This is a genomic window from Xanthomonas sp. LMG 12461 (assembly GCF_009192935.1).
GTDB classification, from domain to species: Bacteria; Pseudomonadota; Gammaproteobacteria; order Xanthomonadales; family Xanthomonadaceae; genus Xanthomonas_A; species Xanthomonas_A sontii.
This window is the reverse complement of record NZ_NQYT01000051.1, coordinates 19,015-33,080: the sequence shown is the minus strand read 5'-3', so window position 1 is coordinate 33,080 and position 14,066 is coordinate 19,015. Positions and strand designations below refer to the sequence as shown.

General features: G+C 70.2%; 11 protein-coding genes. 9 read left to right on the top strand and 2 right to left on the bottom strand.

What is annotated here, in order from left to right; translation table 11 throughout:
* The first annotated feature begins 127 nt into the window (after positions 1-127).
* The 7 genes from CEK68_RS13835 (at position 128) to CEK68_RS13805 (ending at position 7,081) form a co-directional block, all read left to right on the top strand.
* Positions 128-1,036: a DUF4424 family protein gene (locus CEK68_RS13835; RefSeq protein WP_152239710.1), complete on the top strand. Its 909-nt coding sequence runs from the start codon at positions 128-130 to the stop codon at positions 1,034-1,036.
* A 159-nt stretch (positions 1,037-1,195) separates the two neighbouring features.
* Positions 1,196-2,590, top strand: a complete 1,395-nt coding sequence (locus tag CEK68_RS13830) for an MFS transporter (RefSeq protein WP_152239709.1) — start codon at positions 1,196-1,198, stop codon at positions 2,588-2,590.
* 97 nt (positions 2,591-2,687) lie between these two features.
* A complete protein-coding gene (locus tag CEK68_RS13825; protein ID WP_152239708.1) occupies positions 2,688-3,110 on the top strand; it encodes an NUDIX hydrolase in 423 nt (140 codons plus the stop codon).
* Between the two features lie 390 nt (positions 3,111-3,500).
* Positions 3,501-4,316 carry an EcsC family protein gene (locus CEK68_RS13820; protein ID WP_193314202.1) on the top strand — a complete coding sequence of 272 codons (816 nt, stop codon included), beginning with the start codon at positions 3,501-3,503 and terminating at the stop codon, positions 4,314-4,316.
* Positions 4,317-4,420: 104 nt separating this feature from the next.
* Positions 4,421-5,245 (top strand): NYN domain-containing protein, encoded by an 825-nt coding sequence (locus tag CEK68_RS13815; protein WP_152239707.1) that lies wholly within the window; start codon positions 4,421-4,423, stop codon positions 5,243-5,245.
* 73 nt (positions 5,246-5,318) lie between these two features.
* The gene (locus CEK68_RS13810; protein WP_152239706.1) at positions 5,319-5,921 is read left to right on the top strand and encodes a DUF938 domain-containing protein; all 603 of its coding nucleotides are present in this window, start codon (positions 5,319-5,321) and stop codon (positions 5,919-5,921) included.
* Between the two features lie 377 nt (positions 5,922-6,298).
* Complete coding sequence (locus CEK68_RS13805) at positions 6,299-7,081, top strand: hypothetical protein (protein ID WP_010340940.1); 783 nt, start codon at positions 6,299-6,301, stop codon at positions 7,079-7,081.
* A gap of 304 nt (positions 7,082-7,385) precedes the next feature.
* On the opposite strand, the gene CEK68_RS13800 is transcribed toward CEK68_RS13805, so the two are convergent.
* Together CEK68_RS13800 and CEK68_RS13795 are read right to left on the bottom strand one after the other, a co-directional pair.
* Positions 7,386-7,982: a hypothetical protein gene (locus tag CEK68_RS13800; protein ID WP_226977878.1), complete on the bottom strand. Its 597-nt coding sequence runs from the start codon at positions 7,980-7,982 to the stop codon at positions 7,386-7,388.
* A gap of 271 nt (positions 7,983-8,253) precedes the next feature.
* Complete coding sequence (locus CEK68_RS13795) at positions 8,254-11,916, bottom strand: indolepyruvate ferredoxin oxidoreductase family protein (protein WP_226977882.1); 3,663 nt, start codon at positions 11,914-11,916, stop codon at positions 8,254-8,256.
* 250 nt (positions 11,917-12,166) lie between these two features.
* Here CEK68_RS13795 and CEK68_RS13790 point away from each other — a divergent pair, with 250 nt between their 5' ends.
* Together CEK68_RS13790 and CEK68_RS13785 are read left to right on the top strand one after the other, a co-directional pair.
* Positions 12,167-12,778 (top strand): tetratricopeptide repeat protein, encoded by a 612-nt coding sequence (locus CEK68_RS13790; RefSeq protein ID WP_152237351.1) that lies wholly within the window; start codon positions 12,167-12,169, stop codon positions 12,776-12,778.
* 223 nt (positions 12,779-13,001) lie between these two features.
* Positions 13,002-13,916 (top strand): AEC family transporter, encoded by a 915-nt coding sequence (locus CEK68_RS13785; protein WP_152239704.1) that lies wholly within the window; start codon positions 13,002-13,004, stop codon positions 13,914-13,916.
* Positions 13,917-14,066 lie beyond the last annotated feature (150 nt).

The window sequence follows — 14,066 nt, the reverse complement described above, 5'->3', positions numbered from 1 at the left end:
CTACCGTAGCAAACGCAGCGGCAGGGCGCGATGCGGCAGGCCATGCCGCCGCGGTTACCATGGCGCCCGCCCGTTCCCCGCTGCCGTGCTGCGGCCGCGGCGCCTTCCCTCGCCGACCGTCGACTCCATGACCGCCAACGTCTCGCCGCGCCGCCTGCTGCCCCTGCTGTTCTCGTCCTTGCTGCTCGCGGCCGCTGCCGCCTTCGCCAACGACAGCAGCATCGGCGACGCCAATGGCTCCATCGAACTGATCCGCCAGCCGGACATCCGCATGAGCAAGGAAGACCTGTTCATCAGCGAGGAGCGGGTGCAGGTGGACTACGTGTTCACCAACACCAGCACGCGCGAGCTGCTGGTGCCGATCGCTTTCCCGATGCCGCCGATGTACTTCGGCATGGCCGACCACAGCGCGCTCACCGACTTCAGGCTGTGGGTAGACGGCAAGCCGGTGCGCACTGAGCGCAAGCTGGTGGCGAAGCTGGACGGCAGCGACATCTCGCGCGCCTGGGCGGCCAGCGGCTGGACGCCGGACGACCTGGCCGAGTACGTCGAGGGCGGCACCGTCCCGGCCGGCCGCACGCCGCTGCCCGCGCGCTGGTTCGACGCCGACGGGCAGCCGCGCTTCACGCTCAGCGAGTACTTCGTCTGGCAGCAGCGCTTTCCCGCCGGCGGCACGGTGGCGATCCGCCACAGCTACGTGCCCAGCGTCGCCACCGGCGTGCCGATGCCGGCCAGCGACCTGATCGGCGAGTACGCCAAATCCACCTGCCTGGACGCCGCCACCCAACAGCGCCTGCGTCGCCGCGCCGGCGGCAACGGCCTGCAGTGGAGCAACCTGCGCTACGTGCTGCGCACCGGCGCCAACTGGAAGGGCCCGATCCAGGATTTCCACCTGACCCTGAAGAAGCGCGCCCCCGGCGACCTGCTCAGCCTGTGCTTCGACGGCGAACTGCAGCGCACCGATGCGCTCACTTTCGAGTTTCGCCAGCGCGACTTCGTGCCCGAGCGCGACCTGGACATCCTGTTCCTGCGCTGACGCGTAATCGGCGCCCGCAGCGGCTGGTCGCGCCGAAGCCGACATCCGGCTGAACGCCGATGCGGCGCGGTCGGCAGTTTCGACCCGACGCGGTGGCGCGCGCGGCGGCGGATCGGGCAGCATGCGGCGGCGCGTTTCCTCCCCCCAGGACCCACCCGCATGCGCGATGCCGCCGTTGCCGCTTCCGATCCCGTCGCCCTGGTCGCGGCGCGCCTGGAACGCCTGCCGCCCACCCGCACCCTGTGGCGCCTGGTCGCGCTGCTGGCGCTGGGCGGCTTCTTCGAACTGTACGACCTGTTCCAGACCGCCTACCTCAGCCCCGGCCTGTTGCGCGACGGCATCTTCGCCGAGGGCGCGGCCGGCGTGTTCGGCATCGCCGACCAGGCCGCGTTCGCCTCGGCGACGTTCCTGGGCCTGTTCCTCGGCGCGAGCCTGCTCAGCCCGCTGGTCGATCGTGTCGGACGCCGCGCGGTGTTCTCCTTCGCGCTGCTCTGGTACTGCGTGGCCACGGTGGCGATGGGCCTGCAGCACAGCGCGCTGGGGGTGATCCTGTGGCGCGGCGTGGTCGGCATCGGCCTGGGCGTGGAACTGGTCACCATCGATACCTATCTGTCGGAGATAGTGCCGCGGCAGATGCGCGGCGCCGCGTTCGCGCTGGCGTTCTGCCTGCAGTTCCTGGCGGTGCCGGCGGTGGCGTTGAGCGCCTGGGCACTGGTGCCGCACGCGCCGCTGGGCCTGAGCGGCTGGCGCTGGGTGGCGCTGCTCAGCGGTGGCTTCGCGCTGGCGGTGTGGTGGCTGCGCAGCCGTTTGCCGGAGTCGCCACGCTGGCTGGCCACGCAGGGCCGCCACGCCGAGGCCGACGCGGTGCTGCAGCGGCTGGAAGCGCGCTGTACCGCCGACCTGGGGCGGCCCTTGCCCGCACCCGAGCCGGCCTCGGCGCCGGCCGCGCCCACGCCGCAACTGTCCGCGCTGTGGCAGCCCCCGTACCGGCGCCGCATGGCGATGCTGGTGAGCTTCCACATCTTCCAGGCGATCGGCTTCTTCGGTTTCGGCAACTGGTTGCCGGCGCTGCTGGCGCGGCAGGGCGCCGACAGCGTGCACGGCCTGGGCTACGCCTTCGCCATCTCGTTGGCGTATCCACTGGCGCCGCTGCTGCTGATCGGCGTGGCGCAGCGCTGGGAGAACAAGTGGCAGGTGGTGGTGTCGGCGCTGGGCGCGATGCTGTTCGGCCTGCTGTTCGCCTGGCAGAGCCAGCCGCTGCTGCTGATCGCCTGCGGCGCGGCGGTCACCTTCTGCAATGCCTGGATGAGCTTCGCCTACCATGGCTACCAGGCCGAACTGTTTCCCACTGCGCTGCGCGCCCGCGCGGTCGGCTTCTGCTACTCCTTCAGCCGCCTGTCCACGGCCTCCAGCAGCCTGCTGATCGGCATGCTGCTGGAGCGCACCGGCCACCGCGGCGTGCTCGCCTGCATCGCCGCCAGCCTGCTGATGGCCGCCGCGGTGGTGGGCCGGTTCGGACCGCGCACCCACCAGCGCGCGCTGGAGCGGATCTAGGCGTGTGGGATATGTTGAGACGCGCGCGAAGTGGCCTGGCGCACATCGAGGCGTGTATCGCGTCCAGACTGGCCCTTTACCTACCGCGGAGGACGCCATGCAACCGTTCAACGGCGCCAAGCTGGCGCTGCTGTGCGACGACGCGCTGCTGGTGTACCAGCGCGATGTGAAGCCGGAGATTCCCTGGCCGGGACTCTGGGACCTGCCTGGCGGCGGCCGCGAGGACGACGAGAGCCCCGAGCGCTGCGCTCTGCGCGAACTGCAGGAGGAGTTCGGCCTAGTGCTGGAGGAAGACAGGCTGACCTGGGGCCGCTGCTATCCGTCCCTGCAGCCCGGGTGCCTGCCGAGCTGGTTGTTCGTTGGCCGCCTGAGTTGTGCCGAGATCGCCAGCATCCGCTTCGGCGATGAAGGCCGGGGGTGGCTGCTGATGCCCGTGGCCGAATTTCTCGCCCATCCCCAGGCCGTGCCCCATCTGCAGGAGCGCCTGCGCGACTACCTGGCTCAGTGCGTGCAGGGGTAGCTGGTCTGGCCGGCCAGTCGTTGCCTGCGATACGAGAAGCGGGTTTACAGCGTGCGTCGCGGGGCATGCAACCGCCGCTATGACGGCTGCCTCTGCAGCGCCGATCCTGTCCTGCCACCTTGGGCCATGGCCAGTTCGGTGGACCGGCGCGATGTCGCCGGGGCCAGGGCGCCACGCTTGGCCTGGCGGTGGACCGGCCGTCCTGTCTGGACCGCGCCCGGCGCCGCGTGGGCCAGACGCAGGCGCGGTGTGCGGCAGGGGCCTGCCTCAATCCCGATCACGCGTTCCGGCCGCGCGATTCCTTAACGTCCCGCACCGGTCATCGTCCCTCGACACCATGCCGGGGCGGCCCGGTGCATGCTGTCGCCTCCCTCGCCACGAGCTTCAGCCATGACCTCGCTATTGCCCGTCCCCGTGATGGATGCCGCCGATCACCGCGACCTGGCCCAGGCGCGCGCCCTGCTGGAACACCCAGGCCTGGCGGCGAAGATCGCCAATGCGGTGGGCGCGCCGATCGAGGCGCTGATCAACAAGCGCCTGCCGAAACTGCTGTCCTCGCGCATCGATGCGGTCAGCCAGCGCGCGCTGCGGGTGGCGTTGCGCTCGGCGCTGCTGACCCTGCGTGAGCAGGCGCCGGAACGCGCACGGCCGCGCCTGCATGGCGCCGCGGTGGCGGCGACCGGTGCGGCCGGCGGCTTCTTCGGCCTGCCCGGGCTGGTGGTGGAACTGCCGCTGACCACGACCCTGATGCTGCGTTCGATCGCCGACATCGCCCGCGCCGAGGGCGAGCGCCTGGACGACCCGGCGACCGCCCTCGCGTGTCTGGAGGTGCTGGCGCACGGCGGCCGCAGCCACCGCGACGACGGCAGCGAATCGGGCTACTTCGCGGTGCGCGCGGCGATGGCGCAGCAACTCAGCGCCGCGGCGCAGTACATCGCCGCGCATGGCCTGGGCAGCAAGGGTGCGCCGGTGCTGGTGTCGCTGCTGTCGCGCATCGCCGCCAAGTTCTCGGTCACGGTCAGCGAGAAGCTGGCGGCGCAGGCGGTGCCGCTGGTCGGCGCGGCCAGCGGCGCGCTGCTCAACACGGTGTTCATCTCGCACTTCCAGGCGATGGCGCGCGGCCACTTCATCGTGCGCCGGCTGGAGCGCCGCTACGGCGAGGCGGCGGTACGCCAGGCCTACGAGGCGTTGCCGGCCGGGCGATGAGCCATGGCGGTCGCCGCGTTGCGCTGGCTGTGGGCAGCGCGCGCTGGCACAGTGGTGGCCGCCGCCACGCTTCTCCCGATCTTTCCTTGCCGCAGGTGCACGCCATGAAAACCCGCCACCGTTCCGACAGCGACGACGACCAGCCACGGCTGGCGGTGCTGATCGACGCCGACAACGCGCAGCCCTCTGTGATCGAAGGCCTGCTCGCCGAGGTCGCCAAGTACGGCCTGGCCAGCGTCAAGCGCATCTATGGCGATTTCACCAGCACGCGCATGACCCAGTGGAAGCAGGCGCTGCTGAAGCACTCGATCAGCCCGGTGCAGCAGTTCGCCTACACCAGCGGCAAGAACGCCACCGACAGCTCGCTGATCATCGACGCGATGGACCTGCTCTACACCGGCCGCTTCGACGGCTTCTGCCTGGTCTCCAGCGACAGCGACTTCACCCGCCTGGCGCAACGCCTGCGCGAGGAAGGACCGACCGTGTACGGCTTCGGCGAGCGCAAGACCCCGGATGCGTTCGTGCAGGCCTGCGACAAGTTCATCTACACCGAAGTGCTGCGCAGCGAGGCCAGCGCCGCCGAACCGGCCAAGCCTGCCGCTGCGGCCGCCAAGCCGGCGGCCAAGGGCCGCAAGAAGCCGGCCGCGACGCCGGCCAAGCCCGAGCCCGTGCCCGTCGCCACCGAGACCAAGCAGGCGCCGCTGACCCTGCTGCGCCAGGCCATCGAGGAAGCCTCCGACGACCAGGGCTGGGCCGGGCTCGGCAGCGTCGGCAGCTATCTGAACAAGGTGCGGCCGGATTTCGATCCGCGCCTGTACGGGCACAAGAAGCTCAGCGACCTGCTGCGCCGGCTGTCGTCGCACTTCGAACTGGAGGAGCGCGGCAACGAGGGCGGCGGCAAGCGCATCTTCGTGCGCTCGCGCGGATGAGCCGTCCGCCGCTGCCATTCGCACTGGTGCGTGCCGTCGTGGCGCGCAATGGCACATACAGGTGCACGACACGATGAGCGATCGACCCTACGCCCCGTCCTGCGACCGCAACCGCGATCCGATCCTGCAGGTGCTGCAGCGGCAGTTCGCCGATCGTCGCCAGGTGCTGGAGATCGGTAGCGGCACCGGCCAGCACGCGGTGCATTTCGCCGCGGCGCTGCCGCAGCTGACCTGGCAATGCAGCGAGCGCGCCGAGCACCTGCCCGGCATCGCGCAGTGGCTGGAGGTGGCGGCGCTGTCGAACACGCCGCCGGCGCTGGCCCTGGACGTGCGCGAGGGGCCGTGGCCGCGCACCGGCTACGATGCGGTGTTCACCTCCAATACCTTGCACATCATGGGCTGGGACGCGGTGCAGGCGTTCTTCGCCGGCGTCGGCCAACTGCTGGCAAACAGCACCGACGGCATGCTGGTGGTCTACGGCCCCTTCAACTACGGCGGTGCCTTCACCAGCGACAGCAATCGCGACTTCGATGCGTGGCTGAAGGCGCGCGACCCGGCCAGCGGCATCCGCGATGCCGAGGCGGTGGACGCGCTGGCGCAGGCGCAGGGACTGGCGCTGCAGGAAGACGTGGCGATGCCGGCCAACAACCGCTGCCTGGTCTGGCGGCGCGGCTGAGGCAGCAGTGCCACCCGGCGATGCCTTGGCGCCGTGCGGGAGCGCGATCGCGCAGGCGGATACGCCGTGGGCGCCCAATCTGACTGCGTCAGCCATGTCGTGACTGTGCATGCGTCAGCGACGCGGAGTGCGTGGTCGTACCGAATACGCCGACGTGCTTGATGCAGCACTGTCTTGGCCGGTTGCATGCCTGCGCTGCATGGTGGGCGACGCAGTAGGCGTTGTGTCCAGGTGACGAAGCCGCACTCTCTCCCTCATCACGGGTTCACCGCCGTGCCACGGCGGATTCACCACGCGCTTGCGACTGTGCGCCGACACCCGCCGCCGCCGAACGGGCCTGCAGCCGGTGCTTCCTTCCTTCGCCACGGAGCATACCCATGGACAACAACGACAAAGCCCGCGATCTCAATCGCGATCCGATTTCCGGCACCCCGGGTTCGCATCCGGTCGGGGTCGGCATCGGCGGCACCGCCGGCGGCGTGGCCGCGGGCGCGCTGGCCGGCACCGTGTTCGGGCCGCTCGGCACCTTGATCGGCGCGGCGGTGGGCGTGGTCGCCGGCGCAGCCGCGGGCAAGGGCGTGGCCGAGCGCATCGATCCCACCGGCGAGGACGCCTATTGGCGCGAGGAATACCGCAACCGCGACTACGCCAAGGCCGATTACGACTACGACCGCGACTACGCCGCGGCCTATGGGCTCGGCCTGCAGGCGCGCGAGCAGTATCCCTCGCGCACCTGGGACGAACACGAGCGCGAACTGTCTCACGACTGGGGCACGCGCCGCGGCGACTCGCGCCTGGAGTGGGACGAGGCGCGGCTGGCCGCGCGCGATTCCTGGGAGCGTGCCGACGCCACTTACCGCACCTACGAGGACAGCGACCGCTACTACGCCGATCGCTTCGACACCGTGGACTACCGCGAGACCGACAGCAGCTACGACGACTACCGCCCGGCCTACCGCTACGGCGTGCAGGCGCGCAGCCGCTACCGCGACCGGGTCTGGGACGACCGCCTGGACACGGACCTGGAAAGCGGCTGGGAGCGCGCCAAGGATCGCTCGCGGCTGAGCTGGGCACAGGCCAAGGCGGCCGTACGCGAGGCCTTCGATTCGGATCGCTACGATCGCCCGGGCCGCGGCAACCCGCCTGATCCGCGGGTCTGATTCGACGTTCGTTGCGTTGAATGGCACTCGGTCGAGTTGCCACCTGGCACTCGATCGAATCGCATCCTGATACGACACAGCGGCCGCTCGCCCAGGGCCGCTGTGTCGTATGCGAAGTGTACGCAAGCGACCGTGTGGGAGGGACTTCAATCCCGACGCGCAGACCCTTCCGTCATCGGCAGCATCGCGATCGACCGGGATCCATCTGCATGGTAGTAGTGCGCTGCAAACCGTTGGGCATAGGCTGCATCGCCACCTGGTGACATGGCAGGTCGCGGCTGAAGCCGCTCCTGCAGCCTGGTTCCTACGGTCCGTCCGATGTCGGTGAGCTATCCGGAGGTTGTTGAGCCGTCGATTGCGACGAATCGTCCTCCTCCGCCTCCGCCTCCGCATCTTCCTTCAAGGCGGCATCCCACCAGGCCGGCGCCGCCAGCCGTTCTTCTCCATAGCCGTTCATGCAACCTGTTCGTTGTTGCTCCAGGCGCTTGTAGTCCAGGGTGAGACGCTGCACGTCCTGTTGCTCTGGCCACTCTGTGTAGGCGAAGTAGCCCTCGTACTGGTTCCCATTGATGCAGGCGATATACGAATCCGCCCGCAGCCCGGCTGCCTGAAAGACCAACACCCGCGCTTCGCCGTTGCGATCCAGGCGGCCATGGAAGACCGTCCATTTGCCCGACGCGCAACTCGCGCCGGAGATCCCCATGTAGCTCAGACACGGAATCGACCACACGTCCTGCTGGACGCGGATCCTAGCGCCCGAGAGTGGCCGATCGGGTCCCGCCACGACACGGATCGTGATGAACCGCGGCATGATCCAGGGGCCGGCGTGCTCCGCCAGCAGGTAGAACAGCAGGATGGCGCCCACCAGCGCCACGCATGCGAGTTTGAGCAAACGCTTCACGCGATGTTCCTTCGAGGGTGATGCGGCCGTGGATCGCTGGCGATCCACGCAACGTGCGGATGATGCCCAAGGCTGGGCGCCCTGGGCGATGCTGCTGTCCTGCGTGCGGCTGGAGTCGGGTCGCGGCTGCAGCCGCTTCTGCGGCAGATGCATGGACGCCAGGGAACGCGGGAAGGCTGCAGGCGCAGCGCCAGCCGCGCCGCGTTCGGTCAGACGCCCCCGATGCCGCCACTGCGCCGCCGCTGCACGGCGGCAGGCGTTCGTCTCCCGCTCAGGCCGCCTGCACGATATGCAGCGCCTTCGGATTGCGCCAGGTCGCCAGCAGCCGCGCTTCCTGTTGCTTGGCCTCGTGCAGGTGCGCTTCCTTGACGTGGCCGTAGCCGCGGATGTGCTCCGGAATGCTGGCGATCTGCACCGCCAGCGCCAGGTTGTCCGCCTGCAGCCGCTGCAGCAGTTCGTCCACGGTGGCGAGGTAGTCGGCGATCAACTGCCGTTCGCCGCGCCGCTCGGCGCTGTAGCCGAACACGTCGAGGGCGCCACCGCGCAGGCGGCGCAGCTTGGCCAGCCACTTGAACGCGGTGAACATCCACGGGCCGTATTCGCGCTTGCGCAGCCGGCCTTGCGCGTCCTTCTTCGCCAGCAGCGGCGGCGCCAGGTGGAAGCGCACGCGGTAGTCGCCCTCGAACTGCGCCTGCAACTGCTGCGCGAACGCGCCGCTGGTGTACAGCCGCGCCACCTCGTACTCGTCCTTGTAGGCCATCAGCTTGAACGCGTAGCGCGCCACCGCTTCGGTCAGCGCGGTCGAGGTCGGCGCCACGCGCTGCTCGGCAGCGCGCACGCGCTCCACCAGCGCGGTGTAGCGCGCGGCGTAGGTGGCGTCCTGGTAGTCGACCAGGAAGGCGTGGCGGCGCGCGACCAGCTCGGGCAGCGAGCGCGACAGGCGGCTGTCGTCCAGCGGCGCGTGGCCGGCCTCGCCGCTGTCGGCGGCGGCCGGCAGCTCGCGCGCCGGACGCGGATTGGCGGGATTGCGCGGCGCGGCGCTGGCGCCGGCCTCGTGGCCTTCCCACTCGCCGGGTGGCAGCTGCTGCAGCCCCGGCGCCTGGCGTTCGCGTTCGTCCGCGGCCGGATCGGCGAGACCCGCCGCGCGTCGCACCGCCGGCAGGTCCAGCGCCGCCAGGCGGCCCCAGGCGAAGGCCTGCTGGTTCATCGCCACCGCCGCGCCGTTGAGTTCGATCGCGCGCATCAGCGCCGCGTGCGACAAGGGCACCAGGCCCTGCTGCCAGGCGTAGCCGAGCATGAACAGGTTGCTGGCGATGGCGTCGCCGAGCAGCGCGGTGGCCAGCTGTGTGGCGTCGAGCAACAGCGGATCGCGCCCGCCCAGCGCCAGGCGCACGCCGGCAATGATCTCGGCGGCCGGGAACTGCATGTCCGGGTGCGTGGTGAAGGTGCCCGGCATCGCCTCGTAGCTGTTCAGCACCACCTGCGAGCGATCGCCGCGCACCTTGGACAGCGCCCAGTAGTCGTTGACCACTACCATGTCGCACCCCAGCACCAGGTCGGCCTCGCCGGCGGCGATGCGCACCGCGTGCAGGTCCTCCGGTTGCCGCGCGATGCGGATATGCGTGGTGACCGCGCCGCCCTTCTGCGCCAGGCCGGTCTGGTCGAGCACGCTGGCGCCCTTGCCCTCCAGGTGCCCGGCCATGCCCAGCAGCGCGCCGATGGTGACCACGCCGGTGCCGCCGACGCCGGTGATGAGGATGTTCCAGGGCTGGCTCAGGTCGCTGCGAAAGCTTGGTGTCGGCAATTGCTCCAGCAGCGCCGCAGCGTCGGCCTTGCGGCCCTTGCGCGGCTGCCCACCGTGCACGGTGACGAAGCTGGGGCAGAACCCGGACACGCAGGAGTAGTCCTTGTTGCAGCTGGACTGATCGATCTGGCGCTTGCGCCCGTACTCGGTCTCCTTCGGCAGCACCGACACGCAGAAGCTCTTCTCGCCGCAATCGCCACAGCCTTCGCAGACCAGCGAGTTGACCAGCACGCGCTTGGGCGGATCGGGCAGCTTGCCGCGCTTGCGCCGGCGCCGCTTCTCGGTGGCGCAGGTCTGGTCGTAGATCAGCACGCTGGTGCCCTTGACCTCGCGCAGCCGCCGCTGCACCGCGTCCAGCTCGCTGCGGTCGTGGAAGTCCACCTCGCTGGGGAACAGCTCGCGGCGCCGCGTCCACTTGCCGATGTCGTCGCTGACCAGGGCGATGGTGTGCACGCCTTCGGCACGCATCTGCCGGGCGATGTCGGGCACGCTGAGGGTGCCGTCCACCGGCTGTCCGCCGGTCATCGCCACCGCGTCGTTGTAGAGGATCTTGTAGGTGATGTTGACGCCGGCGGCGATCGACTGGCGGATCGCCAGCGAGCCGCTGTGGAAATAGGTGCCGTCGCCCAGGTTCTGGAACACGTGCGGGGTGTCGGTGAACGGCGCCTGCCCGGCCCAGGTGACGCCTTCGCCGCCCATGTGGGTGAAGGTGTCGGTGGCGCGGTCCATCCACGTCACCATGTAATGGCAGCCGATGCCGCCGAGCGCGCGCGAGCCTTCCGGCACCACCGTGGAGGTGTTGTGCGGGCAGCCCGAGCAATAGTGCGGCACGCGCGGGAAGTTGGCGCGCGGCAGCGCCATCTCGGCTTCCTTGGCTTCCATCCAGCGCAGCCGCTGTTCGATCGAGTCGGTGTTCACCGCGGCCGACTGCGGCAGGCGCAGGATGCGCCGGCCGATCACCCCGGCGATGGTGGCCGGGGTCAGTTCGCCGGTGGACGGCAGGATCCATTCGCCGGCCTCGTCGTACTTGCCGACGATGCTCGGGCGCGGGCCGGCGCTGGCCGGCCAGTTGTAGAACTGCTCCTTCATCTGCCGCTCGATGAAGGCTTTCTTCTCCTCTACCACGACGATGTCCTGCAGCCCGCGCGCGAACGCGGCGATGCCCAGCGGCTCCAGCGGCCAGGTCATGCCGACCTTGTACACGCGGATGCCGATGCGCGCGCAGGCGTCCGCGTCCAGGCCCAGGTATTCCAGCGCCTGCAGCACGTCCAGGTAGCTCTTGCCGGTGGTGACGATGCCCAGCCGCGCCTGCGGCGCATCCATCACCGTGCGGTCGATGCCGTTGGCGCGGGCGAAGGCCTGCGCCGCGCGCACCGCGTAGCGATGCAGGCGCATTTCCTGGTCCAGCGGCGGATCCGGCCAGCGGATGTTGAGGCCGCCCGGCGGCAGCTCGAAATCCTCCGGCAGCACGATCTGCCGCGCGAACGGATCCACCTGCACCGAGGCCGAGGATTCCACGGTCTCGGCGATGGTCTTGAAGCCGATCCAGCGCCCCGTGTAGCGGCTCATCGCCCAGCCGAGCAGGCCCATGTCGAGGATGTCCTGCACCCCGGCCGGATTGAGCACCGGCATCATCGCGCTGACGAACTCGTCTTCCGAGCCGTGCGGCAGGGTCGAGCTGCGGCACGCGTGGTCGTCGGCGGCCAGCGCCAGCACGCCGCCATGGCGCGAGGTGCCGGCGGCGTTGCCGTGCTTGAACACGTCGCCGCAGCGGTCCACGCCCGGGCCCTTGCCGTACCACATGGCATACACGCCATCCACGCGCGCGCCGGGGAACAGGTTGGTCTGCTGCGTGCCCCAGACCATGGTCGCGCCCAGGTCCTCGTTGAGTCCGGGCTTGAACACCACGTTGGCCGCGTCCAGATGCTTGCGCGCGCGCCACAGTTCCAGGTCGAAACCGCCCAGCGGGCTGCCGCGGTAACCGCTGACGAAGCCGCCGGTGTTCAGCCCGGCGGCGCGGTCGCGCAGTTGCTGCATCAATGGCAGCCGCACCAGCGCCTGCACCCCGGACAGATAGATGCGGCCATCGGTGCGGGTGTACTTGTCTTCCAGCGTATAGCGGGTGTCCATGCCGTCGGCGGCCGCTGCGGCGAGGGAGGACGACGGACGCGGATCGGCGATGCGGTTCATGGCTTGCCCGGAAATGGAAGGCTGGCGGGCGCGCAGCGCCTGCCGCGCGCGATCGCCCCGATTGTATCAGCGGCGATTTTTGCACCCGTTCTCGTCCACGCCGGCCGTGGCGGGGTAGGATGGGACCCGGGTGAGGGGATCACTCCAGGGGATTGCAGCAGTGAAGGCATACACATACGCAGTGGCCGCGATGCTGGCCTGCATCGGCCTGGCCACCGCGGCCAGCGTGCGGGCGCAGGCATTGCCGGCACCGAAAGAGTTCTACTTCGACGAAGACCGCGGCACCACCCGTCCGGTCACCGCCATCGCCGGCAGCGGCGAGGCCCTGGTGGATCGTCTGGCCAGTGCCGTGCAGCGCGATCCCAACGCCAACGAGGCGCGCGCGCAGCTGGCCGGCATCGCCATGGCCGGCGGCCGCCAGGAACTGGGCGAACAGCTGTATCAGGCCGCGTTGCATGCGCTGCCCGCCGGCGTGCAGCGGCGCCAGGTGCAGTGGAACTATGGCTGGGACCTGCTGCGCGCAGGTGATCCGGCGCGCGCGCTGGCGCAGTGGAGCGCACTGGTCAACGGCCGCCCGGCGGCGCCGGACTGGCTGCCGCCGACCCTGGCGCTGACGTTGTGGCGCCTGCAGCGCAAGGACGAGGCGGTGAAGTGGTACGCCGCGGCGGCGCGCACCTGGCCGGACAAGTGGGGCGCCAATGCCGATTTCGCGGCGTTGCTGCCGGCCTGGCGCGACGACGAGCGCGCGACCCTGGCGGAGGTGCAGGCCGCCTGGAAGGCCGCGCCGCCGGCCTGGCCCTGAGGCACGCGGGTCCAGGAGCACGACGCGGCCTGCGCGGGTGGCCGGCGCAATCTAGGGTCCGGGTGTGGCCGGTCGCGCAGCGCACTGTGTCGCCGCGCCTGCGCGGAGCGCCGGCCCGTGCTGGGCGCAGGCCTGGTGCGGCTTCGGTCGCGCGATGCCTCGACGGCCTGCGTGCACATGCCATGCGATGATGCCGCGTACCCGCTGATTTCGTGCTGTGCCGATGGCTTTCGATGCGTTCGCCCTGATGTTGGTCATGCTGGCGCTCGGCAAGCTGTTCGCGCGTCAGCGCGTCCTGCCGGCCAACACCACCGAGGTGCTCAACGGGGTGGTGCTGTACCTGTGCCTGCCGGCCTCGGTGCTGATCTACGTGCCGCGCCTGCAGTTCAATCTGGAACTGCTCGGATTGATGCTGACGCCGTGGCTGCTGACCGGCGTGAGCGCGCTGGCGATGCTGGGCTTGCGCCGGCCGTTGCGGCTGCGCCGGGATCAGCAGGCGGTGCTGCTGCTGTGCGTGGCGCTGGGCAATTCCAGCTTCATCGGCTACCCGATGGTGCGCGCGCTGCTCGGCGAGGCGGCCTTGCCGTATGCGGTGGTCTACGACCAGTTCGGCACCTTCGTGCTGCTGTCCAGCTTCGGCCTGTACGTGCTGGCGCGCTACAGCGGCGAGGCGCCGCCATCGCCGCGGCAGACGCTGTTGCGCATGGCGCGGTTCCCGCCGCTGTGGGCGTTGCTGTTCGCGATGACCCTGATGCCGGCGCAGCCGCCGGCGTGGATCGCCTCCGGCCTGCAGCACCTGGCCGACGCGATGTTGCCGCTGGTGATGCTGGCGGTGGGATTCTCGATCCAGTTGCGCTTGCCGCGCGAAGAATTGGCGCCGTTGGCCGCCGGCCTGGTGTTGAAGCTGCTGGCGCTGCCGGCCCTGGCCTGGCCGCTGTCGTGGGTGCTGGGCCTGCGCGGGCAAGCGCTGCAGGCCAACGTACTGGAATCGGCGATGCCGACCATGATCACCGCCGCGCTGCTGGCGATCTCGCATCGCCTGGCCCCGCGCCTGGCCGCGGCCCTGGTCGGCTACGGGATTCTGCTGTCGCTGGTCACGTTGCCGGCGTGGGCGTGGTTGTTGGGGGCGTTGCGTTGAGCCTGCGCCGTGGGCGGTGCCTGGATTGGCGAGTGTGGGATGGTGCGCGCGTCGTACCCTCATCCGCCCCTGCGGGGCACCTTCCGCCAAAAAGGGGGCCGTGGTCCCGGGGGGAGAAGGAGAAGCGTAAGCCCCTCTCCCCCCGGGAGA